Below are 22,654 nucleotides of genomic sequence, written 5' to 3' on the forward strand. Positions count from 1 at the left end.
CTGCTTGCACAGTAGCCCCATCCCGATCAGGCGTCTTGATAGCTCTCGATGGACGGGCAGGCGCAGATCAGGTTGCGGTCGCCAAACACGTTGTCGACGCGACCCACGGGCGGCCAGTACTTGCTGTCGATCAACGAGGCTACCGGGTACACCGCTTGTTCACGGCTGTACGGATGGGTCCACTCGCCGACGATTTCAGCGGCGGTGTGCGGCGCATTTTTCAACGGGTTGTCGTCCTTGTCCAGCGCACCGCTTTCCACTGCGCGGATTTCCTCGCGGATGCGGATCATGGCTTCGCAGAAACGGTCCAGTTCTTCCTTGGATTCGCTTTCGGTCGGCTCAATCATCAGGGTGCCAGCCACCGGGAACGACATGGTCGGGGCATGGAAACCAAAATCGATCAAACGCTTGGCCACGTCATCGACGCTGATACCGCTGCTGTCTTTGAGCGGACGCAGGTCGAGGATGCATTCGTGGGCGACAAGACCGTTGCTGCCGGTGTACAGCACGGGGTAGTGCTCTTCCAGGCGGCGGGAAATGTAGTTGGCATTGAGGATCGCCAGTTGCGACGCGCGCTTGAGGCCTGTGCCACCCATCATGCGGATGTACATCCAGGTGATCGGCAGAATGCTTGCGCTGCCAAACGGTGCTGCGGCGACAGCGCCGGTTTTGCGCTCCATCGTCCCGTGACCCGGCAAGAACGGTTTCAGGTGTGACTTGACGCCGATCGGGCCAACGCCTGGGCCGCCACCGCCGTGGGGAATGCAGAAGGTTTTGTGCAGGTTCAGGTGCGAGACATCGCCGCCGAACTTGCCCGGTGCGCAGAGGCCAACCATGGCGTTCATGTTGGCGCCATCGATGTACACCTGACCGCCGTTGTCATGGACGATCCCGCAGATCTCGCGGATGCCTTCTTCGAACACACCGTGCGTCGAGGGGTAGGTAATCATCAGCGCGGCGAGATGTTCGCGGTGTTCGATGGCCTTGGCGCGCAAGTCTTCGATATCGACGTTGCCGCGTGCATCGCAGGCGGTCACGACCACGCGCATACCGGCCATGTTGGCGGTAGCGGGGTTGGTGCCGTGGGCTGACGACGGGATCAGGCAGATGTCGCGACGATCATCGCCACGGCTCTGGTGATAGGCACGGATCGCCAGCAGGCCAGCGTATTCGCCCTGAGAACCGGCGTTCGGTTGCAGCGAGATGGCGTCGTAACCGGTCGCGGCGCAGAGCATCGCTTCCAGTTCGTCGGTCAGTTGCTGGTAGCCCAGGCTTTGCTCGGCAGGCGCGAAGGGGTGCAGGTCGCCGAACTCGGCCCAGGTGATCGGGATCATTTCGCTGGCGGCGTTGAGCTTCATGGTGCACGAGCCCAGCGGAATCATGGTGCGGTCCAGCGCCAGGTCCTTGTCAGCCAAACGACGCAGGTAACGCATCAGTTCAGTTTCGGAGTGGTAACGGTTGAACACCGGGTGGCTGAGAATCGCCGACTGGCGCAGCAACGCAGCAGGCAGGCGCGATTCGACGCTGCTGGCCAGTGCATTGAAGTCCGGCAGGGTTTGCCCGTTAGTGGCGAACACTTGCCACAGGGCTTCGACGTCGGCCTGTTGAATGGTTTCGTCGAACGACAGGCCAAGGCGCTTGGCGTCGATTTCACGCAGGTTGATCTGTTGGGCGCGGGCCTTGACGTGCAACGCAGCCGTATCGGCACCGGTATTCAAGGTCAGGCTGTCAAAGAAGTATTCTTGATCGACGTTCAAACCCAGTTGGCTCAAGCCCTTGGCGAAGATCGCGGTCAGTTGGTGCGTGCGTTTGGCGATTTGCGTCAGGCCGCGTGGCCCGTGATAGACCGCATACATGCTGGCAATGTTGGCCAGCAGAACCTGTGCGGTGCAGATGTTGCTGGTGGCCTTTTCGCGGCGGATATGTTGTTCGCGGGTCTGCATCGCCAGGCGGTAGGCCTGCTTGCCATGACGGTCGATGGACACACCGACCAGACGGCCCGGCATATCGCGCTTGAACGCATCGCGTGTGGAGAAATACGCCGCGTGTGGCCCGCCGAAACCCAGGGGTACGCCAAAACGTTGCGCGCTGCCGATGGCCACGTCTGCGCCAAACTCACCCGGTGGGGTCAGCAACGTCAGGGCCAGCAAGTCAGCCGCCACGGCGACCAGGGCATGAACCGCGTGGAAACGCTCGACCAGCTCGCGGTAGTCGAACAGGTCACCGTTACTCGCCGGGTACTGCAGCAGCGCACCGAAATATTCGCTGACATCGCTCAGTTCGTTTTCATCCGCAACAACGACGGTGATGCCCAGTGGCTCGGCACGGGTGCGCAATACGTCGAGGGTCTGCGGGTGGCAATGGCTGGAGGCGAAGAACAGGTGGCTGCTTTTGTTCTTGCTCAAGCGTTTGCAGAAGGTCATGGCTTCAGCGGCAGCCGTAGCTTCATCGAGCAACGAGGCGTTGGCGATGGGCAGGCCGGTGAGATCGCTGATCAGGGTCTGGAAATTCAGCAGCGATTCCAGTCGGCCCTGGGAAATCTCTGGTTGATACGGGGTGTAAGCGGTGTACCAGGCCGGGTTTTCCAGCAGATTGCGCAGAATCGGTGCCGGGGTGTGGCAGTTGTAATAGCCCTGGCCGATGTAGGTCTTGAACAGTTGGTTTTTGCTGGCGATGGCTTTGATCGACGCCAGGGCATCGGCTTCGCTTTGCCCGGCAGATAGCTCCAAAACACTGGTGTCTTTGATGCTGTCCGGGATGACGCTGGCGCTCAGCGCTTCAAGGGAGTCAAAACCCAAGGTCGCGAGCATGGCCTTTTCGTCAGCCTGGCGCGGGCCGATGTGGCGCGCAATAAACTCGTTGGCGGTGCTCAATTCGATACGGTCAGTCATGTCAGCTCCTCAAACGTCGGCGTTGATCAGGCGGTCGTAGGCATCTTGGTCAAGCAAGGTGTCAAGGGCGCTGGCGTCTTCAGGAATGAAGCGAAAGAACCAGCCGGCGCCCAGTGCGTCTTCATTGACCAGCTCAGGCGTCGCCTCGAGCGCTGCGTTGACTTCGACCACTTCGCCATTGAGCGGCATGTTGATGCTGCTGGCAGCCTTCACGGATTCAACCACCGAGGCTTCAGCGTGCTGTGCGTACACCTTCAATTCCGGGAGTTGCACGAACACCACATCACCCAGCGAGTCTTGGGCGTAGGGCGTAATGCCAACGGTGACGCTGCCATCGGCTTCGGCGCGCAGCCATTCGTGATCGACGGTGAATCGCAACTCGCTCATAAAAACTCCTCAAGGGGCAAAAGCTCATGACGTGCATGAGCGCAATGGAGAAGACCTTAGCAAGTTTGCGGCCAATATTATTTATTCGTTGTAAATCAATAAGTTAAGTGAATGTTGTGTGTGCAAGGAATAAGCAGCTGTAGCGAAATCGCTACAGTCGTGACGGGATAAAAAAGACTTACAGGATCAAAGCCTTGCGGACGGGGGATGTCAGGGGTCTGTAGCGAAATCGTTCCGCTGTAGTGGTTTCAGTACAGAATGTAGGGGTTTTGCGTGGGGGCGGCAATCAGATTTCGCTTCTAGAGGCTGGGGTTGAATGACCTTCTTTTCACCAGTATTGCCGAGGGCAAACAGCCGTGTATCCGCAGGGCTAGACAAGATCGAACTCAGCTACCGCTGCAAGCCCACACATCACCAATAGCAGTACCCAGCCGGTCCGATGCAACACAATCAGTTTGCGTTTAAGGTCGGCAGGAAAGTTCTTTAGATCTTCCGCACTGGCCCCTCCATCCCGGAGAAAAAAATGAGGCATGACCATCAACCCCATTATTAATCCGAATACATGCAACCGACCCCAAGGGCCTGCGTTTATTAAAAACGCGCGAATCATAATAGCGGGACAGTTCTTCAAATGGTCCAACATCATGTCCATCTTGGTGTAGGCGAGATGCAGCGCAACGCCAAGCCAAACGAAAATACCTGCAAAATCAATTAGGCCGACACAGAGCATTATTTTGTCAGCGGTGCCCAAACTCATTGAGTGGCCTCGTAAATTCGTTCACCTATCTTTTCACCTGTCTTGCCGAGGACAAGCCCTGCTACCAAAGAACCGCTCCCTACTACCACAATGCCGCATACAAGCGTTCCTACCCCAGCAGTAGGCACCCCGAGAGCAACACAGATAGCGCCAGTCCCGGCAACGCTAAAAGCCGCACCGCTGAGAGCACCCCCCGCAACCCCGCCGATAAAACCTCCGCCTTCGGTGTATTTCACCTTTTCGCAGGCCTCGGTATTGCCCGCTGTGCACACGTCTTGAACCTTCATGTACGAGGCGCCGCCGCCGACGGCGGTGCCGATCCAGCCGCCGTATTTGACGTACTTGGAGGCCTTGGCCACGGCGGCGATGCGGGTGGCATAGCCGGGGTTCTGGTCGAATCCGCCCGCCCGCCCCGCGCGATGCACCAGGCTGCGACTGGAAATACCCAGGGCGCTTTTCAGCTTCGGGTGGTCGGGGAAGCCGATGCTTTTTTTGGTCAGCGAGGTGAGTTGGGTATTGAGTTGCGTAAACAGGTGCTTGCGCTTGGCAAAAAACTCGGGTGAACGCAGATGTCCATGCTTCTCAAAGGTGCTTGTATGTAAGGACTGAAGCACTAGCTACGACCGAACATGGCGTATACCCCAAGTCCACACATTACCAATAGGAGCGCCCAACTGACCCACTGCATAACAACTAGTTTGTGTTTTAAGGCGGCCGGGAAATTTTTTAGGTCCTCGGCGCTTGCCGCTCCATTGCGGAGAAAAACACCAGGCACGACCATCAGCCCCATTATTAACCCAAATACATGCAGGCGCCCCCAAGGGCCCGTATCTATTAAAAACACGCGAATCATAACCGCGGGGCAGTTTTTCAGGTGAACCAACATCAGGTCCATCCTGGTGTAGGCCAGATGCAGCGCTATGCCAATCCAAATGAAAAGCCCTCCAAAATCGATTAAACCGACGCAGAGGAAAATTTTGTCAGCGGTACTCACGCTCATTTGGTGACCTCGTGGATCACTTCACCTATCGCTTCACCGCCCTTCCCTCCAAGAGCACCTGCTGCAAAAGAAACTCCGCCGACTCCTACGACTACTACAAGGCCGCACATAAGAGTTCCTACCATGAAAGTGGGCGGCCCGATAGCGGCGCAGATAGCGCCAGTCCCAACAGCGCCTAAAGCCGCACCAGCGGCAACACCACCCGCGACCACACCTGCAAAGCCCCCACCTTCGGTGTACTTCACCTTTTTACAAGCCTCGGCATCACCCGCTCTACACACGTCTTGAACCTTCATGTATGAAGCTCCACCGCCGACAGCGGTGCCGACCCAGCCGCCGTATTGGACGTACTTGGAGACCTTGGCCACGCGGGCCAGGCGAGTGGCATAGCCGGGGTTCTGGCCGAATCCGCCCGCCGGCCCCGCGCGATGTACCAGGCTGCGACTGGAAATACCCAGGGCGCTTTTCAGCTTCGGGTGGTCGGGGAAGCCGATGCTTTTTTTGGTCAGCGAGGTGAGTTGGGTATTGAGCTGAGCAAACAGCTCCTTGCGCTTGGCAAAAAACTCGGGTGAACGCAGGTGTCCATGCTGCTCAAAGGTGCTTGTATGCAAGGCCTCTATTTTTTTCAGCAGAAGTTTCACCTCGTCCAGATTCTTGGCGAAAACCGCCGTTCCTACGCCGACCGCAGTGGAGCCGTGCGTGAGGAAGGATTCGATTTCGTCACGGTGACGCATCATAAAATCGGCTTCTTCCGGGCTAAGATCAGCCAACGCCTGATTCACCCTGCGTGCCGTTTCCATCAGCAGCGCTTCTTCGCCGGTGCATCGCGGATTTTCGGGATCACTCAGCACGATCAACTGGCCCGCTTTTACCTGATCCAAATCAGGGTTAAGGGCCCTGAATTTGGCGATCACGGCCGGGTTGCGTGAGGTGAACAGCTGCGCTTCCAGCTGCTCAGCCGTTGTGCTCTTGGGCACGACGTAGAACCCTGGGTCGTGTAACTCGATTGGCGCTGGCCATTGTTCTCGGGGGAAAAACTTATACGTGTCGACGGGAGGTGGCGGGGCTGCAGTCTGGGTTGTGCTTTGAGCCTTCTCATCAGGCGCGTTGAGGTGTTGAGCATGGACAAAGCGCAATAAGCGCTCGGGGTCGGGTTGTAATACGGGTTGGGTGAGTCTATGTACCGGGATACGCTTTACCGCATCGCTTATTGCAACGTGGCCGTTGCGTACCACGGCCTGCGCCTGGTTTAACAGGTCGTTCCGTTCTTGCAGCAGTGCCTGTATGCCTTGCTCAGGGGTTTTATGGCCGAGCTCGACATCATCGACAATGCGCTTTGCGTAATAGGCCACTTCCCGATTGAAGTGCACACGCGGGATACCGTGGCTAAGGTGGCGAGCACTGAGGGTAAGAGCTTGCGCCAGCAGTTGGCCCGCAGCTTGGTGGACATCCCATAGGTCATAACGGTTGGGGTTCATCCCTCTTCGCCCCAAAAGCTATAGCCGCTGGTCCCTGCCAAGTGGTGCCTCCAGGTGATTTCGCGGTAGCGAATAGCGACGTGTTCTTGAGGTTCTGCATCGGATTGTAAAATGACATGGGGCATATCAAGCGTCAGGTCAGCAATAATTCCGCCGCTGATCGACACTGAATAGAATTTTTCCTGCGTGCCAGCGGGCGATACGCGGTAGAAACTGATCGTACCGTTTATTTCTTCTCTGCTTGCGAGCGCTTGAGCGAGTAACGGCGATGATTTATCAACGTTTTTTGTGATGATGGGGTGGTGGGTTGCCCTGTTGACATTTCCAATAGTGGCCATGGTGTGGTTGTAAGACAGCACCATTATTTCGTCGGTATGGTCTGATTGATATTTGTTGCCCATGGAATCCTGAGTTGAGCAGCCCGCTGAAATCAGTCCTTGAGTCTTACCTGTCAGGGTCATGTAACCGTGGTTAGCCATACGTGCCAGTCTTTTTTTCGTCGGCCGGACAGTCTATTACCACGGGGGCAGGCCGGCTGTAGGACGCTTCCGAATATAGAGAAGGGGGGAGCGGAAACGGCCCTTGGTCAGAAGCGTCTGCGCTTAGCCCTTCCCCGGAATCCCGTACTTGCGCAACCGATGGGCGATGGCGGTGTGGGAGGTTTGCAGGCGGGCGGCGAGTTGGCGGGTGGAGGGGTAGCTGATGTAGAGCTTTTCCAGCAAGGTTTTCTCGAAGTCTTCGACGGCCTGTTCGAGGCTGCCCACTTCGCCGTCACTTTGCCGGGCGACAGACGTACCAGCGATGTCCAGATCACCGATGTCCACCAGCGTGCTTTCGCATATGGCTGCCGCGCGGAATATTACGTTCTGCAATTGGCGCACGTTGCCGGGCCAGCGATTGCCCAGCAGCGCCGGATAGGTGCCCGGTGTCAGGCGGCAAATCGGTCGTTGAATCTGCGCACAGGCTTGCTCCATGAAGTAGCGCGCCAGCAGCAGAATGTCCTGTCCGCGTTCGCGCAGCGGTGGCACTTCCAGGTTGAGTACGTTCAGGCGATAGAACAGGTCTTCGCGGAAGGTACCTTCGCTGACCATTTTTTCCAGGTCGCGATGGGTCGCGCTGAGAATCCGCACGTTGACCTTCACTTCACGATCACCCCCTACGCGGCGGAAACTGCCGTCATTCAGGAAGCGCAGCAGCTTGGCTTGCAGGTACGGCGACATTTCACCGATTTCGTCGAGAAACACCGTGCCGTGGTTGGCCAGCTCCATCAGCCCCGGCTTGCCGCCACGTTGCGCCCCGGTAAAGGCGCCGGGGGCGTAACCGAAGAGTTCGCTTTCGGCTAGGTTTTCCGGCAGCGCTGCGCAGTTGAGCGCCAGGAAAGGGGCGCTGTTTCGGGCGCTGATGGCATGACAGGCGCGAGCCACCAATTCCTTGCCGGTGCCGGTTTCGCCTTGAATCAGCAACGGCGCATCGAGGGCTGCCACGCGTTGGGCGCGGGTCTTGAGCATCCGGATCGGCGGCGACTCGCCCAGCAATGCATCGAAACCTTCGGCATGGTCATGGTGCAGCGCCGCCAGGCGTTCGCCGATCCGGCTCGGTAGGTACAGCGTCAACAGTGCGCCGGCGTCGGTGATCGGTGTGGCATCGAGCAGTAAAGCCTCGCCATTGAGCGTGACTTCGCGCAACGGCAGGCGAAAGCCGTTTTCCAGCAGTGCGGTTTGCAGGTCAGGGTCAGCGAACAGCTCGCCGACGGACTCTCCGGCAGGCTCGCGCCCGCACAGGGCAATCAGCGCCGGGTTGGCCAGCAGCACATGGCCAGCGCTGTCCAGGGCCAGGACCGGGTCGGTCATGGCTGCCAGCAGGGCATCGAGTTGCAGGTGGCGACGCTGACCAGGAAGGATGTCCACCACGGTGATCGCTTCGACGCCGCGTACCCGAAACAACGCATCCTTCAACTCTTCCAGCACTTGCGGGCTGAGCGTCGGGGCATCGATGTAAACATTCGGCGGGACCATTTCCACCGCGTCCAGGTTCAGGTTTCGCCCACCCAGGATGGCCAGCACTTCCTGGGTTATACCAACGCGGTCGATAAAGCAGACGTGAATACGCATGGGCAACTAATAGGTTCTGGACCGCAGGGGCGGCAATTATGCCAGCAAAACGATGGGTGGCGCGTCAGGCTTACCTGCGAAGGGCTCACTCCAGATGTTCGGGCTTCACGGAATCGCCGGATTTGACGTCGAGCTTTTGGCGGACGTCCTCGAACATTTCGTCATACTGCTTGTGCATCGCCAGCGGCAGGGAGCCGGTGGTGGGCATGCCATGTTTGAGCGCGATGCGGTTGGCATCGTGTGCGAAGTTGAACGCAGAGTCGCGCGGCAACTCAAAGTCATCCTTGAACGCATTGCCATTGACCTCACCTTCCATGGAGAAGTACATGGAGGGACCTTCCTTGGGGTCTTGCCTCACTTCGTAACGAATGTGGATGTCATAACTAAAGTCGTTGGGTTGCAGCGCAACGCGAGAGATGTGCAGATGACCTGGTTCAAACATGTGCGTTGCTCCTTCTCTGGGCGGTATGAGTAGAAACAGACCTTGCGGTCTGTCTGTGGTTCATCGGCAGGGAGCGTTCAGCGGTAAGTAATCCCCACGGTTGCGTTGCTGATCCGGGTCCCGGCATTACCGTTGACGATGTCTTCGATATCCGCCAATGAGCCGATCACCGCGACCTTGCCGGTGTTGCGGGCGAACTCGCAGGCTGCCTGCACTTTAGGCCCCATGGAGCCCGCAGCAAAGCCCAGTTTTTCCATTTCGTCGGGGTGAGCCTGGGCAATGGCCTTCTGCGTAGGTTTGCCCCAGTCGATAAAGGCGCCGCTCACGTCGGTCGCAATGACCAGCAAATCACTGCCCAATTGTTCTGCCAGCAAGGCCGAGCACAGGTCTTTGTCGATCACGGCCTCCACACCCTGCAGTTTGCCGTCCTCGCCATACATCGTTGGTATACCGCCGCCACCGGCACAGATCACGATGCTGCCTTTTTCCAGCAGCCACTTGATCGGGCGGATCTCGAAGATGCGTTTGGGTTTCGGGCTTGCGACCACACGGCGAAATTTATCGCCATCCGGGGCGATGCTCCAGCCTTTTTCCGCGGCCAGGCGCTCAGCGTCTTCTTTTGAGTAGACCGGGCCTATGGGCTTGGTCGGGTGCTGGAAGGCAGGGTCGTTGCCGTCCACTTCGACCTGGGTCAGCAGGGTGGCGAAAGGGACGTCGATGGGCAGAAGATTGCCCAGTTCCTGTTCGATCATGTAGCCGATCATGCCTTCGGTTTCAGCGCCCAGCACGTCCAGCGGGTAGGGGGTAACCGAGGTGTAGGCCGATGCCTGCAAGGACAACAGTCCCACTTGCGGACCATTGCCGTGGGCAATCACCAGTTCATTGCCAGGGACGATTTTGGCGATTTGTTCGGTGGCGACGCGGATATTTATCCGCTGATTATCCGCCGTCATCGGCTGGCCACGGCGGAGCAGGGCATTACCGCCCAGTGCAACGACGATACGCATGGTGTTTTTCCTTCTCTTGATAGGGCTGCGTCAAACCGTTCGTAGCGGGACGCGTAGTTGCAAACCTGCTCTCATCAAACTGCTTTTTAATTATTTAAAAACAATTAGTTATCGCTTGGTCTTGGGTGTATATCCGGCATTGGCGTGCGCTGGAATTATGGTTTCGCTCTTACAGCGAGGAACCTTTTTCAAACGCCAAAAAGGTCCCGCCAAAACGCTTGCCCCTCCATGCGGATCCTCGCTTAGGCTCGGATTTCCCTCGCTCCGGCGTTGCTCCGGGGGTCGCCGCAAGGGGCCGTCCCTGACCCCGTGCGGCTAACTCGGCATCCTTGCCTCGTTACCCCCTGCGCAACGCCTGCGCTCGGCCTTCTGGAAAAGGGGCCTTGCCGTAATTCGATACTCAATTCACACAAAATCCCAAAGGTAGATCAACATCCTGTGGGAGCAGGCTTGCCTGCGAAGACGGTCTGTCATGCGCAGAGAATTTCCAGCGTTAACCTGCCAGCGTCGACACCAGGATCGCCTTGATGGTGTGCATGCGGTTTTCCGCTTGCTCGAAGGCGATGTTGGCCGGCGACTCGAAGACGTCTTCGGTGACTTCCACGCCATTGGCCAGATTCGGGTAACGGCTGGCGATGTCTTTGCCGACCTTGGTCTCACTGTTGTGAAACGCTGGCAGGCAATGCATGAACTTCACCCGTGGGTTGCCCGATGCTTTCATCATCTCGGTGTTGACCTGATACGGCAGCAGTTGCTCGATGCGCTCGTCCCAGGCTTCAACCGGCTCGCCCATGGAGACCCAGATGTCGGTATGGATGAAGTCCACGCCCTTGACGGCTTCCAACGGGTCTTCAGTGATGGTGATGCGAGCGCCACTTTCTTCAGCGAACGCTTTGCACTGGGCAATGAAATCGGCGTGCGGCCACAGCGCTTTGGGTGCGCCGATGCGGACGTCCATGCCCAGTTTGGCGCCGATCATCAGCAGCGAATTACCCATGTTGTAGCGCGCATCACCCAAATAGGCGTAGCTGATGTCATGCAGTGGCTTGTCGCTGTGTTCGCGCATGGTCAGGGTGTCGGCAATCATCTGCGTCGGGTGGAACTCGGCGGTCAGGCCGTTGAACACGGGTACGCCCGCGAATTTGGCCAGCTCCTCGACGATTTCCTGTTCAAAACCACGGTACTCGATGGCGTCAAACATCCGGCCGAGCACGCGGGCGGTGTCTTTCATGCTTTCTTTGTGGCCGATTTGCGACGACACCGGGTCGATGTAGGTGACGTGGGCACCTTGATCGTGGGCGGCAACTTCGAAGGCGCAGCGGGTGCGGGTCGAGGTTTTTTCGAAGATCAGCGCGATGTTCTTGCCTTTGAGGTGTTGCTGCTCGGTGCCGGTGTACTTGGCGCGCTTGAGGTCGCGGGACAGGTCGAGCAGGTAATGCAGCTCACGGTTGGTGTGGTGCATCAAACTCAGCAGGCTGCGGTTACGCATGTTGAAAGCCATGTTTCAGATCTCCTTTGCCCAACACTGTGAAAACTACTGCGCTTGGAAATACTGCGTTAAAAACAGGCTCGGAATGCTCATTTACAATCAGTAGACTCCGCATCCTCGCCTGTTTTTGCCTTGTCTTTCCTGCGCTCGCTACGTTTTCACAGCGTTGGGTCGTATTAAGCCAAAAGGGTTTAGTAATCGATCGGGTCACGGATGATCGGGCAGGTCATGCAGTGACCGCCGCCGCGACCACGGCCCAGTTCGCCGGCGCTGATGGTGATGACCTCGACGCCGGCCTTGCGCAGCAGGGTGTTGGTGTAGGTGTTGCGGTCGTAGCCGATGACCACGCCCGGTTCCAGTGCAACCACGTTGTTGCCGTCATCCCATTGCTCGCGTTCGGCAGCGAAGCTGTTGCCGCCGGTTTCGACCACACGCAGGGTGGTGAGATTGAGCGCTGCAGCCACGGTATCAAGGAAGTTGGTTTGTTCGCGACGCACGTCGATACCGCCCGGCTTGCTTTCATCGGGACGCAGGCTGAACGCGACGATCTGGCTGACCACTTCCGGGAAAATCGTCACCAGGTCGCGGTCGCAGAAACTGAAGACGGTGTCTAGGTGCATCGCGGAGCGGGATTTCGGCAGCCCGGCGACAATGATCCGTTCAACTGCATTGTTCTTGAACAGGTTCTGCGCCAATTGGCCGATGGCCTGATGCGACGAGCGCTCGCCCATGCCGATCAGCACCACACCGTTGCCGATGGGCATGACGTCGCCGCCTTCAAGGGTGGCGCTGCCGTGATCCTGGTCGGGGTCGCCGTACCAGACCTGGAAGTCGGCGTGGGTGAACTCCGGGTGGAATTTATAGATGGCGCTGGCCAGCAGGGTTTCCTGACGACGGGCAGGCCAATACATCGGGTTTAGGGTCACGCCGCCATAAATCCAGCAGGTGGTGTCGCGGGTGAATATAGCGTTGGGCAGTGGTGGCAGGATGAAGCTGGAGTGGCCGAGGAAATCTCGGAACATTTCGATGGTCTTGCCGCCGAAGCTGGTCGGTAAATCATCGGCCGATACGCCGCCAATCAGGAATTCGGCGATCTGGCGTGGCTCCAGGCTGCGCACCCAGGCGTCGACTTCATCGACCAGAGCAACACCCACCAGATTGGGTGAAATCTTGCGTTCGAGAATCCAGTCCAGCGCCTCTGGAAGCGCAACGATGTCGGTCAACAGGTTGTGCATTTCCAGCACGTCGATGCCGCGTTCACGCATTTTCGTGACGAAGTCGAAGTGATCGCGCTTGGCCTGACTGACCCACAGCACGTCGTCGAACAGCAGCTCGTCGCAGTTATTTGGGGTCAGGCGCTGATGGGCCAGGCCGGGTGAGCAGACCAGGACCTTTCGAAGTTTTCCGGCTTCAGAGTGAACGCCGAGTTTGACTTTATCCGTGGACATATCTGTGCTCCTCCAATGATCCAGGCAAGGGTGTTACAGGGTCAGGAAGCCGTCGTAGAGGCCATAGGCGGCAATCAGCGCACCGATGACCACTGCCGCAAAGATCAGCTTCTCCACGTGGGTGAAAAGGGGTTGGCCTGCTTCCTGTTTAGCCTTGGCAAACAGGATCACGCCTGGGGCATAGAGCAGGGCCGACAGCAGCAGGTACTTCACCCCGCCGGCGTAGATTAACCAGACCGCGTAGATCAGCGCGATGGCGCTGATGGCCAGGTCCTTCTTGCGTTCGGCCAGGGCGTGCTCATAGGTCTCGCCACGCACCGCCAGCAACAGGGCATACGCCGCCGACCACAGGTAGGGCACCAGAATCATCGAGGTCGCGAGGTAGATCAGTGACAGGTAGGTACTGGCTGAGAACAGGGTGATCATCAGGAAAACCTGAACCAGGCCGTTGGTCAGCCACAGGGCGTTGGCCGGTACGTGGTTGGCGTTTTCCTTTCTGAGGAACGCGGGCATGGTGTGGTCATTGGCGGCGGCGAACATGATCTCCGCGCACAGCAGTACCCACGACAGAAGGGCGCCGAGCAGGGAAATGACCAAGCCAACGCTGATCAGCACCGCCCCCCAATGCCCGACGACGTGTTCAAGCACGGCGGCCATGGACGGGTTTTGCAGTTTCGCCAGCTCGGGCTGGGTCATGATCCCCAGCGACAACACGTTCACCAGCACCAGAAACAGCAGTACGGTGACGAACCCGATGATAGTGGCCTTGCCCACGTCCGAACGGTTCTCTGCGCGGGCCGAGAAGATGCTGGCGCCTTCGATGCCGATAAACACCCATACGGTGACCAGCATCATGTTGCGGACCTGATTCATCACGCTGCCCAGATCCGGGTTTTTAAACCCCCAGATATCAGCGGTGAAGATGTCCAGCTTGAACGCGAAGAAGGCGATCAATACGAACAGCAGCAAGGGTACGACCTTGGCGACGGTGGTCACCAGGTTGATGAACGCCGCTTCCTTGATCCCGCGCAACACCAGAAAATGCACAGCCCACAGCAGCACCGAAGCGCCGACGATCGCTGCGGGCGTGTTGCCCTGACCAAAAATAGGGAAAAAATAACCGAGGGTGCTGAACAGCAGAACGAAGTAGCCGACGTTGCCCAGCCAGGCACTGATCCAGTAACCCCAGGCGGACGAGAAACCCATGTAATCGCCGAACCCGGCTTTAGCGTAGGCGTAGACCCCACCATCAAGACCGGGCTTACGATTGGCCAGGGTCTGGAACACGAAACCCAAGGTCAACATACCCACTGCTGAAATGGCCCAGCCGATTAAAATCGCCCCGACGTCAGCACTGACTGCCATGTTCTGTGGCAGCGAAAAAATGCCTCCGCCGATCATGGACCCTACGACCAGCGCAACGAGTGCGCCGAGTCGAAGTTTGTCGGGAGATTGAGACATTGCGCAGCTCCATCCAGGAGAAGTAATGCCGAAGGGTAGGTTTCATCACCGTCGTAAAAAGTGACGCAGATCAACTAAATTCCTTATGTCACGGGAGGGTCAACGATGCAGTGGGCATTCCGATTGAAAATGTCGCATGGCCGCAAAAGCCCATGCGTAAAGGACGTGTGGAAGTTTTGACCGGTCAAGGCAGTTAAGCGTAGTCAACTATCGATGAGCGTCGTTGTTTTTTATTTGCATACGCTGGTGTGGGTGGCCATTCGTTTGCGCAACAGGCGGCTGGGTACTGGCTATCTGCGCCAAGAGCCCTTGCAACGCTACGATGCAATCCTGGGCGACCGGGCTGTCCGAGCGGACCTGTAACAAGGCCCGGTCGATGGCTTTGTCCACGCGGGTCCAATCGGCCGTGTTGAGGCGGCGCAGGTCTTCCTCGGCCTGGTCCCATTCGTGGTCAAGCACCTCCATGCGCGCTTTGGCCCCCTTCATATCGCCCTGCTGGACAAGGTTCAGGGCGTCGCGGGTTATTTTTGTGAAGGCGGAAAGATCCCCGAGGCGGGTGCCGTTATCCGGGCTGACGACTGAGGGGTTTTCCGGCGGGATGACGGCCCAGCCAATCGCGCCGATAACACCGAGCGCCAGGGTCGCTGACAGCAGTGCGATTGATTGAGTACGTGAGACGCCTGCCGGGGTGCCTAGGGTTTGCGGTTGTAACGCCAGCCACACATAACTGGAGATGAACAGCGAGGAGCAGGTGGCGCATATCAACCCGATCAGCAGGGCAATCGAGAACATTTCAAGGGGCGCGCAGGCAAAAAAGTACAGGCTGGCAGCGGCCATCACCACGGTCAGTAAGGTTACTGTCGAACGCCTGAAGGTCTGTTCGACGCTCCGATTGATCTGCAGTGCCAAGGGTTCGAGGGTGTCAGGGCCGGCGAGGCGGAGGTTGTCGCTGATGCGGCTGAACATCACGATTTTGTCATTCAGGGAATAGCCTATTACCGTGAGGATTGCCGCGATATAGGTGACGTCGACCTCGAACTTACCCAAGGCGAAGACGGCCGACACGACCAGAATCTCGAGAATGATCGGCACGAGGGTCGCCACGGCGATCCTCCAAGTGAAACGCGCACTGATGAACGCAGTGATGCTTGCCAGGGCGATCAAAATGGCCAGGACCGCATGATGTGTAAAATCGCGGGCAACGGCCGGATCAATAATGCTTTCTTCAAACACCGCCTTCGGATACCGCGTCTGGAACACGTTGATGACAGCCTTAAGTTGTTCAGGCTGCAGAACGTTATCGAAACGCACGGCAATGTGCGTGTGCTGCACGCCGCCTACCGCAAGGCTGGCGGGTACGATCCCGGCTTTGCTGATGATTTGCATGGCATGCTGTGGGCCAATAGGGTGGGGCAGATCGATGTCCAGCGCGGTGCCTGCCGTGACGTCGATCTCCAGGTTCAGCCCGTGACCCCGGTAGTAAAGGGTGCCGCTGATGATGGTCAGCAGTGCCACGAGGATAGCCACGCCGCCGATCCTGGAAAACGTGAATGGCCCCGCTTTTTCGCTGGTTTTTTTGGGTTTGCCGATCAACTGCTCGGCGCTTAACCAGCCGCTGTCGGCCAACCACAACGCCAGTTGTCGAACCAGCAGAAAATGGGTGGTGATGCCTACCACAATGCTGGCCAGCATGGTCAGGGAAAACCCCTGAATAGGGCCGACACCGGCGGCAAAAAGCACAATCATGGCCACGCCGGTGACCAGATTGGCATCGCGGATGGTCAGCAGCGAATGATCGAAACCGCGCATGACGGCGTCTTTAAGGGGGTGGTTATGCTTCAGCTCGTCGCGAATCCGTTCGAAGCAAATGATGCTCGCGTCTGCGGCCACACCAATGCCCAGGACAAGCGCCACGACGGCCGGCAGTGAGAAGGTAGCGTGCGCGGAGTTGAACAGAATCAACAACCCCCAGAGGTAGGTGATGGTCGCCAGAGAAGCGATCAGCCCCAGCCCACGGTAGAGGCCGATCAGCAGCAGGAAAATGGCGCCGACGCCAATCAAACCGGCTATCGCGGTGTCCTGAAAGGCGGTAGGGCCCAGGACGCTGCCGACGGTTTGCGAGTATTTCTCGGTTAGCCGCGTGGGCAATCCTTGAGGGTTAGCCAGGCTCGAGCGTGATGCCTCGGCAGACGTCAGACCGGGTAACTTGAGACGTATGTGATTTTGCCCTTCGATTTTTATCTCAGGCTCAGACAAGCCCATGCTGTCGGCACGTTGGCGCAAAATATCCACCGTGCCCTGCAGGTCTTGCTGGGTGAGCGGCTGTTGTCTGGCCAAGGGGGCGACGAGGTAATACATCTCGTAACCGCCGCGAAACTCCAGGCCAAAGCGGGTTTGCTGCACCACCGATGTGAACGTCAGGCCAACCAATGCGGTCAGTAGGGTCATCAGGAGGGTAAAAAAGAGCCTGCTTTTCAGCGTGGGGGTCATCGATTGAGCTCTGACAGATACTAAAATCAATTCGCAGGAATAGCAGACGCCCGAGAACGCTTATTTTTGTAAGCGTATACAAAAAGTCGTCAACGTTGCGTTAAAAATGCGTGGAGAGTGCTTTAGGGCGCCTCTGCAATCTCGGGTTCGGGGCGTGACCAGAGCCACAGGTTGCCCAGGCTCATGCCCGCGATGGCGAGGTACACAGGCCAATGGTGTTCAAGCTGGGTCAGCATGATGCCGGCGCACAGCAGCATGCTGATGGACGCGCTGACTTTTGCACGGCGGGTGACCAATTTTCCGTTGCGCCAGTTGCTCAGCATGGGGCCGAACAGGCGATGATTTTCCAGCCATGCACTCAGGCGTGGCGAGCTTTTAGTGGCGGCCCACGCGGCCAGCAGGATGAATTCGGTGGTGGGCAAACCGGGCACGACAATGGCGATCAGGCCGATCCCCACACTGACGTAAGCAAGGAGGGCGAACAACCGGCGTGAAAGGGGGGACCCTGGGGGTGTCCGGGGCTTGGTCTCGAGGGTCATGGGGCGTCTGTCCATTTGACAACCCGGCCAGCTTAACAGGGCTGTCCGGGCTTGAAGCATTCAGGCCCGTTCAACGTTGGGCGCGGGAGCGTAAGCCTGTTGCAGCAGCACATTGAAGCGGTCGAAAGCAGCGACGGCGCCTTGTTCCACCTGTGCGTCTTCTTCGGCGCTGAGTTCAAGGCTGTCCAGTATCCGCACAAAGCGTTTCCAGCCTTCAGCGCGGCCGCCTTCAGGTTCGCCAAGGTGACGGGCGCCGAAGGTGTCGCTCAAGCTCAGGGCCGCAGCACGTTTGATCAGGAACGCGGCACCGAGCTTGGAGCCCTCAGACACAAATAGCCAGCCTAGCGCGTGGGCTTTATCTGGATTCTGCAACGCGCCAGCGACCGGCCCTGGCACGGCAGTGGCGAGGTCTGCCAGATCGGCTTTGGCCTGTTCGGCCCGGCAGCGTTCGGGCAGGTCGGCGATGAGTTTGATCAATTCCGGCTCGGTATAGAGCGCTTTCAACTCGGTCTGGAACACATATTGTGCGACCACGAAGCGTGCATAGTTGGCCAAGGTTTCGAACGGGGCATGGGCCTTCACTGCTTGGTCGAGTTGCTCATGGGGCGCGTGAGTAATCCGGCTCAGGCGTTGAGAGCGCAGGCTCGGGCGATTCTGTTGAGAGGTCATCTTGTCTTCCTTGGGAAAAGGCGCGCCGCGGTTAACGGCGCGGTAAGCGGGCTCAAATATTCCACACCACGTTGATGCCGACGTTGCGACCCGGTTGGGTCAGGCGATCAAGGTTGGCCGGGCTGGTGACGCCCGCTTCGCCCACGCTGTCGTAGCCGCGCACGTCGTCCCAGCGCCAGTATTTCTTGTCGGCAAGGTTGTACAGGCCGGCGTTCACGGTCACGTCGGCGGTGACGTTGTAGAACCCGGTCAGGTCGAATACGCCGAAGCCCGGCGTTTTGAACTGGCTGGAGGTGCCATCGGGTGCATTGAAGACCTTTTCGGTGTTGTCCACCCGGTCCTTGCGTTTGACCAGGGTCCAGCTCAGCAAACCGCCGTAGGTGTTCTGGTCGTAGCCCAGGCCAAAGACACCGGTCAGTGGGTTGACGCTATTGATCTGCGTGCCCGTGTCATTGTTGCGACCGTAGGCGTAAGCCACCGAGCCTTGGGTGTACAGACCTTGTGGCGCGCCGAAGGTATCGAGTTGCAGACGGCCTTTGATCTCCGCGCCTTTGATGGTGGCGTGCTTGATGTTATTGGCCTGGAACTTGAGGTGGTCATAGCCCGGTTGGATGGCGTCTTCGTTGATGAAGTCTCGGTACGTGTTGTAGAACACCGCCACGTCAAACGATCCCGATTCGAAGTGCCCACGCAGGCCGGTTTCATAGCTTTTGCTTTTTTCCGGTTTCAGGTTCGGGTTGGGTTCGACGGTGTAGTCCTGACCGACGTTTTCAAAACGGCCATACAACGCCTTGGCCGTCGGCGTACGGAACCCTTCGGCGTATTGACCGTATCCGGTGTATTGCTCGCTGAACGCATAAGTCAGGCCGAACGTGGGCGACAGGCGGTGCCAGGTTTTGTTCTTGTCGCTGACCTGGCCTTTACCGTCCGAGGCGACGGTGTTGAGGAATTCCTGGGTGATGTGCGGAGCAAGCTTTGTGTAGTCGTAGCGCAGGCCTGGCAGGAAGGTCCAGTCGTTCCAGCGAATCTGGTCGTTAGCGAAGAGTGAGTAGGTGTTGATGGTCGGGTCGGGAAAGTCACTGGAGGGTTCCAAACGATCCGCAGGACTGTCCGCGCCAATCACCTGGCAACTGCCGAACACTGCCGCGCAGGTACCGCTGCCGCTGCGCAACCCGGTGACTTTCTGCTGCTTGATTGTGGTGCCATAGGTCAGCACATGATCGGTGTCGGCAATGGCGAAAGCCTTGTCCAGTTGCGCGTCGAAGACCCATTGTTGATCGTTGTAAACGGTGTTTCGGTCACGTAAAACCAGGCGTGGCGGGGCGCCGCGCGGTGGGACGTTATAACGCTCGAGGGTGCTTTGGTCGGTCTTGGCGATCTGGTAGTTCAGGCTCCATTTGACGTGATCGACCAGCAGGCTATCGAGGGCGAAGCTGTTTTCGAGGCCGAAACGTTCGCGGGTTACGGTGTCGTTGCCGTTGCGCGACAGGTACATGCCAAGCGGTACACCGTTGCCGAACGGACCACCGACCGCACTTTTCTGGTCAGTGTCGCGGTCGTCCTTGTACTTCTCGTAGGTCAGGCCCAGGCGCGACTCTTCGCCATAGTTCCAGCCCAGTTTGGCCAGTACGTTGGTAGACCGCACGTCTTCAGGGTTGGATTCGGTGCGTTGCAGGCCCAGACTATTGTTGTCGCCATAGGATTGCGTTTCGTGACCGTTGCGCTGGCTCAGGTGCAGCAGGCCATCGACGTCTTCATGACGGCCTGCAACGGTGGTGGAAGTGAGCCAGCTGTCATCGGCCGAGCTGTAACCTGTTTTCAAGCGGACGCCGACGTCGTTGCCTGGCTTGATGATGTCGTCGGGGTCCAGCGTGTAGTAACTGACCGCGCCGCCGATAGCACTGCTGCCGTACAGCACCGAGGCCGGGCCGCGAAGAATTTCCACGCGCTTGATGATTTCCGGGTCGACATAATTGCGATGCGTCTGGGCGTAAGGGCCACTGAAAAAATGGTCCGGCACCTCGACGCCATCGACTTGGGTCAGCACCCGGTCACCGTCGATGCCCCGGATGTTGTAACCCGTGGTGCCGGCGCGTTGGCCTGTGCCGCCCACTGAAACGCCGGGCTCATAACGCACCAGGTCTCGAATGTTGTTCACGTTCTGGTGATCGAGTTCTGCTCGGTCATGAACGGTGACGGTACTCGGTACTGAATTCACCGCCTGTTCCTGACGCGTTGCGCTGACGGTCATCTGTGGCAACGCGAGCATGCCCGCCGAAGGCTTTTCCTGCTCGACGTTTTGGCCCGGCTGCTCGTCGGGTGTCGCAGTGGCAGCAGAGGCGCTGCCTGTATTTGCGGTCAATAACGCCACGGTGAGCAAGGAAAGGGTGACGTGTTGCCGCCCTGTGTTGCAGCGTTTGCGATGAAGTGAGTGGCACGTTGTGGTGGGTGGGGTGAACGGTGACGGCATTGATAGCGCTCCCTGTCGTGCGTGTCTCTTATAGGTGTGCATGGATTACAAATGAGAATCAGTTGCATTGACTATAACTAGACGAACGACGACCCGCTATTGCGTAAAAAAAGCGTTGCTCAGTTCGACATCATCGGTTGTGTTGGGCCGCATGGCCTTCATTCGGTCGGAGCCGTTATGCATGTCGGGTCGCCACACCCACACAAATCGACATGACCAGCTTGAGTTCCTTTTGCACGGTGCTGGACGAGACCTCAAGCTGTTCAGCGATCTCGAGACAGCTGCAGCCTTGCAAGCGACTCAGGGAGAAAATCTTTTGCTGCCGGGCGCTCAGTTGAGTGAGGCTGGCACTCAACCGCTCCAGCAGACGCCAGGCGTGGATAGCCTCTTCCGCGGTGGTGTGCTGTTCAGCGACGTTTTTGAGCACCTCCAGCGGTACGTCCTCGATCAGGGTGCGCGCGCGAATCTTTCGCGCACGCAAATGGTCCCGGGCCAGGTTGCGTGCGGTCTGATAGACGAAAGGTTCCAGGTGGTCGATCGAGCGTTCGCTCAGCGCCCGGGTGACGCGCAGGTAGGTTTCGTGCAGCAAGTCCTCAGCGGTGCTGGGGTTGGTCACCATCCGCTGCAACGTGCGCAGCAGCACCACTCGCTGGGCAAGAAAAATGTCATTGAAGCGTGACTGACTCACGGGAGTACTCGACCAGATAAGCATCAAATGATAATTATTATCATTTGCGGTCGTGGTCAAGCGCTCATACGTGACAGATTATTTATACTGCCGCTCAAGGGGCGACCGCGCCAGCGACGGGCGGCGGTGCCCCTGATGCAAGACGGGCTTACTGGGCGTTATGCAGGGCCAGGCAGTTATCCAGCATGCGGTTGGAGAACGCCCATTCGTTGTCATACCAGGCCAGCACTTTGATCAACTTACCGTTGGCCTTGGTGTGGTTGGCATCGAAAATCGATGACAGCGGGTTGTGGTTGAAGTCATGAGACACCAGCGGCAGGGTGTTGTAGCCGAGGATTTTCGAGTGCCGGCTGGCTTCTTTGAAGACCGCGTTGACTTCGTCTGCGGTGGCTTCGCGTTTGAGCTGCACGGTCAGGTCCACCAGCGATACGTTGATCACCGGGACGCGAACCGCCATGCCGTTGAGTTTGCCCGCCAGTTCCGGCAGCACCAGGCCGACGGCTTCAGCCGCACCCGTCTTGGTCGGGATCATCGACTGGGTAGCCGAACGCGCACGGTACAGGTCGGTGTGGTAGACGTCGGTCAGGTTCTGGTCATTGGTGTAGGCGTGGATGGTGGTCATCAAGCCGCTTTCAATGCCCCATTCGCGGTGCAAAATCTGGGCGATGGGCGCCAGGCAGTTGGTGGTGCAGGAGGCGTTGGAAATAATCTGATGCGATTGACGCAGAACATTGTGGTTGACGCCATACACGACGGTGGCGTCCGCGCCCTTGGACGGGGCCGATACAATCACTTTACGTGCGCCGGCAGTAATGTGCGCAGCGGCTTTGTTGCGGTCAGTGAACAGGCCGGTGCACTCGAACACCACGTCGATGTTCTCTGCCTTCCACGGCAGCTCTGCCGGGTTGCGGATGGCGCTGACCGCAATTCGGTCACCGTTGACGGTGAGGCTTTCATGGTCGAACTCCACGGTGCCAGCAAAATGGCCATGGGTGGTGTCGAATTGCAGCAGGTGCGCGTTGATCGCGCTGTCACCCAGGTCGTTAATGGCGACGACCTGCAAGTCCTCTCGATAGCCTTGGGTATAGAGTGCGCGTAGGACATTGCGGCCAATGCGGCCAAAGCCATTGATTGCGATACGAAGCGTCATGCAGCCGTCCTCTTTTAAATTTGTTGTTGGAATTACAAGATTATTCGCATAAAAATAGAAAACAAGCCTTTTTAATGGCAATATTTTGTTTTATCTACAACGAGTAGCCCGTAAGACCGGTTCAAATGTTCGATATCAAGCCTTTGCCCAGCCTAGGCCTCACCGTCGACAATTGGA

At 58.1% G+C, this 22,654-nt stretch carries 19 protein-coding genes; all 19 read right to left on the minus strand.

What is annotated here, in order from left to right; genetic code table 11:
* Positions 1–26: 26 nt before the first annotated feature.
* On the minus strand, positions 27–2,891 hold the full coding sequence (gene gcvP, locus AC1ME2_RS19670; RefSeq protein ID WP_480436090.1) for an aminomethyl-transferring glycine dehydrogenase: 2,865 nt from the start codon (positions 2,889–2,891) through the stop codon (positions 27–29).
* 9 nt (positions 2,892–2,900) lie between these two features.
* On the minus strand, positions 2,901–3,278 hold the full coding sequence (gcvH, locus tag AC1ME2_RS19675; RefSeq protein ID WP_480436092.1) for a glycine cleavage system protein GcvH: 378 nt from the start codon (positions 3,276–3,278) through the stop codon (positions 2,901–2,903).
* Positions 3,279–3,648: 370 nt separating this feature from the next.
* Positions 3,649–4,035 (minus strand): hypothetical protein, encoded by a 387-nt coding sequence (locus AC1ME2_RS19680; protein ID WP_480436094.1) that lies wholly within the window; start codon positions 4,033–4,035, stop codon positions 3,649–3,651.
* A complete protein-coding gene (locus AC1ME2_RS19685) occupies positions 4,032–4,649 on the minus strand; it encodes a hypothetical protein (protein ID WP_480436096.1) in 618 nt (205 codons plus the stop codon). The genes AC1ME2_RS19680 and AC1ME2_RS19685 overlap by 4 nt, the downstream gene beginning before the upstream one ends.
* Entirely contained in the window at positions 4,649–5,035 is a 387-nt protein-coding gene (locus AC1ME2_RS19690; protein WP_480436097.1) for a hypothetical protein, read from the minus strand. Before AC1ME2_RS19690 ends, AC1ME2_RS19685 begins: the two co-directional genes overlap by 1 nt.
* Positions 5,032–6,513, minus strand: coding sequence for a hypothetical protein (locus tag AC1ME2_RS19695; protein WP_480436099.1), 1,482 nt, complete (start codon positions 6,511–6,513; stop codon positions 5,032–5,034). The genes AC1ME2_RS19690 and AC1ME2_RS19695 overlap by 4 nt, the downstream gene beginning before the upstream one ends.
* Entirely contained in the window at positions 6,510–6,992 is a 483-nt protein-coding gene (locus tag AC1ME2_RS19700; protein WP_480436100.1) for an Hcp family type VI secretion system effector, read from the minus strand. The genes AC1ME2_RS19695 and AC1ME2_RS19700 overlap by 4 nt, the downstream gene beginning before the upstream one ends.
* A gap of 123 nt (positions 6,993–7,115) precedes the next feature.
* A complete protein-coding gene (locus AC1ME2_RS19705) occupies positions 7,116–8,624 on the minus strand; it encodes a sigma-54-dependent transcriptional regulator (RefSeq protein ID WP_480436102.1) in 1,509 nt (502 codons plus the stop codon).
* An 85-nt stretch (positions 8,625–8,709) separates the two neighbouring features.
* On the minus strand, positions 8,710–9,066 hold the full coding sequence (locus tag AC1ME2_RS19710; RefSeq protein WP_480436104.1) for a DUF5064 family protein: 357 nt from the start codon (positions 9,064–9,066) through the stop codon (positions 8,710–8,712).
* A gap of 77 nt (positions 9,067–9,143) precedes the next feature.
* On the minus strand, positions 9,144–10,073 hold the full coding sequence (gene arcC, locus AC1ME2_RS19715) for a carbamate kinase (protein ID WP_480436106.1): 930 nt from the start codon (positions 10,071–10,073) through the stop codon (positions 9,144–9,146).
* Between the two features lie 493 nt (positions 10,074–10,566).
* The gene (locus tag AC1ME2_RS19720; RefSeq protein ID WP_480436107.1) at positions 10,567–11,574 is read right to left on the minus strand and encodes an ornithine carbamoyltransferase; all 1,008 of its coding nucleotides are present in this window, start codon (positions 11,572–11,574) and stop codon (positions 10,567–10,569) included.
* A 179-nt stretch (positions 11,575–11,753) separates the two neighbouring features.
* On the minus strand, positions 11,754–13,010 hold the full coding sequence (arcA, locus tag AC1ME2_RS19725) for an arginine deiminase (RefSeq protein ID WP_480436109.1): 1,257 nt from the start codon (positions 13,008–13,010) through the stop codon (positions 11,754–11,756).
* A gap of 33 nt (positions 13,011–13,043) precedes the next feature.
* Complete coding sequence (gene arcD / locus AC1ME2_RS19730; RefSeq protein ID WP_480436110.1) at positions 13,044–14,471, minus strand: arginine-ornithine antiporter; 1,428 nt, start codon at positions 14,469–14,471, stop codon at positions 13,044–13,046.
* Between the two features lie 207 nt (positions 14,472–14,678).
* Positions 14,679–16,961 (minus strand): protein translocase subunit SecF, encoded by a 2,283-nt coding sequence (secF, locus tag AC1ME2_RS19735; protein WP_480436111.1) that lies wholly within the window; start codon positions 16,959–16,961, stop codon positions 14,679–14,681.
* A gap of 122 nt (positions 16,962–17,083) precedes the next feature.
* Positions 17,084–17,500 carry a YbaN family protein gene (locus tag AC1ME2_RS19740; protein WP_480436114.1) on the minus strand — a complete coding sequence of 139 codons (417 nt, stop codon included), beginning with the start codon at positions 17,498–17,500 and terminating at the stop codon, positions 17,084–17,086.
* A 60-nt stretch (positions 17,501–17,560) separates the two neighbouring features.
* Entirely contained in the window at positions 17,561–18,169 is a 609-nt protein-coding gene (locus AC1ME2_RS19745) for a biliverdin-producing heme oxygenase (RefSeq protein WP_480436116.1), read from the minus strand.
* A 52-nt stretch (positions 18,170–18,221) separates the two neighbouring features.
* Positions 18,222–20,639 (minus strand): TonB-dependent hemoglobin/transferrin/lactoferrin family receptor, encoded by a 2,418-nt coding sequence (locus tag AC1ME2_RS19750; protein WP_480436119.1) that lies wholly within the window; start codon positions 20,637–20,639, stop codon positions 18,222–18,224.
* A 175-nt stretch (positions 20,640–20,814) separates the two neighbouring features.
* Entirely contained in the window at positions 20,815–21,327 is a 513-nt protein-coding gene (locus AC1ME2_RS19755) for an RNA polymerase sigma factor (RefSeq protein ID WP_480436120.1), read from the minus strand.
* A gap of 148 nt (positions 21,328–21,475) precedes the next feature.
* Positions 21,476–22,477, minus strand: a complete 1,002-nt coding sequence (gene gap / locus AC1ME2_RS19760; RefSeq protein WP_480436122.1) for a type I glyceraldehyde-3-phosphate dehydrogenase — start codon at positions 22,475–22,477, stop codon at positions 21,476–21,478.
* Between the last annotated feature and the right edge of the window lie 177 nt (positions 22,478–22,654).

The organism is Pseudomonas sp. ASL9 (genome assembly GCF_056680335.1).

Bases quoted from the DNA above. Each gene is read 5' to 3' on its own strand.
- gcvP (WP_480436090.1), bottom strand. From the start codon at position 2,891: ATGACTGACCGTATCGAATTGAGCACCGCCAACGAGTTTATTGCGCGC.
- gcvH (WP_480436092.1), bottom strand. From the start codon at position 3,278: ATGAGCGAGTTGCGATTCACCGTCGATCACGAATGGCTGCGCGCCGAA.
- AC1ME2_RS19680 (WP_480436094.1), bottom strand. From the start codon at position 4,035: ATGAGTTTGGGCACCGCTGACAAAATAATGCTCTGTGTCGGCCTAATT.
- AC1ME2_RS19690 (WP_480436097.1), bottom strand. From the start codon at position 5,035: ATGAGCGTGAGTACCGCTGACAAAATTTTCCTCTGCGTCGGTTTAATC.
- AC1ME2_RS19695 (WP_480436099.1), bottom strand. From the start codon at position 6,513: ATGAACCCCAACCGTTATGACCTATGGGATGTCCACCAAGCTGCGGGC.
- AC1ME2_RS19700 (WP_480436100.1), bottom strand. From the start codon at position 6,992: ATGGCTAACCACGGTTACATGACCCTGACAGGTAAGACTCAAGGACTG.
- AC1ME2_RS19705 (WP_480436102.1), bottom strand. From the start codon at position 8,624: ATGCGTATTCACGTCTGCTTTATCGACCGCGTTGGTATAACCCAGGAA.
- AC1ME2_RS19710 (WP_480436104.1), bottom strand. From the start codon at position 9,066: ATGTTTGAACCAGGTCATCTGCACATCTCTCGCGTTGCGCTGCAACCC.
- arcC (WP_480436106.1), bottom strand. From the start codon at position 10,073: ATGCGTATCGTCGTTGCACTGGGCGGTAATGCCCTGCTCCGCCGTGGC.
- AC1ME2_RS19720 (WP_480436107.1), bottom strand. From the start codon at position 11,574: ATGGCTTTCAACATGCGTAACCGCAGCCTGCTGAGTTTGATGCACCAC.
- arcA (WP_480436109.1), bottom strand. From the start codon at position 13,010: ATGTCCACGGATAAAGTCAAACTCGGCGTTCACTCTGAAGCCGGAAAA.
- arcD (WP_480436110.1), bottom strand. From the start codon at position 14,471: ATGTCTCAATCTCCCGACAAACTTCGACTCGGCGCACTCGTTGCGCTG.
- secF (WP_480436111.1), bottom strand. From the start codon at position 16,961: ATGACCCCCACGCTGAAAAGCAGGCTCTTTTTTACCCTCCTGATGACC.
- AC1ME2_RS19740 (WP_480436114.1), bottom strand. From the start codon at position 17,500: ATGACCCTCGAGACCAAGCCCCGGACACCCCCAGGGTCCCCCCTTTCA.
- AC1ME2_RS19745 (WP_480436116.1), bottom strand. From the start codon at position 18,169: ATGACCTCTCAACAGAATCGCCCGAGCCTGCGCTCTCAACGCCTGAGC.
- AC1ME2_RS19750 (WP_480436119.1), bottom strand. From the start codon at position 20,639: ATGCCGTCACCGTTCACCCCACCCACCACAACGTGCCACTCACTTCAT.
- gap (WP_480436122.1), bottom strand. From the start codon at position 22,477: ATGACGCTTCGTATCGCAATCAATGGCTTTGGCCGCATTGGCCGCAAT.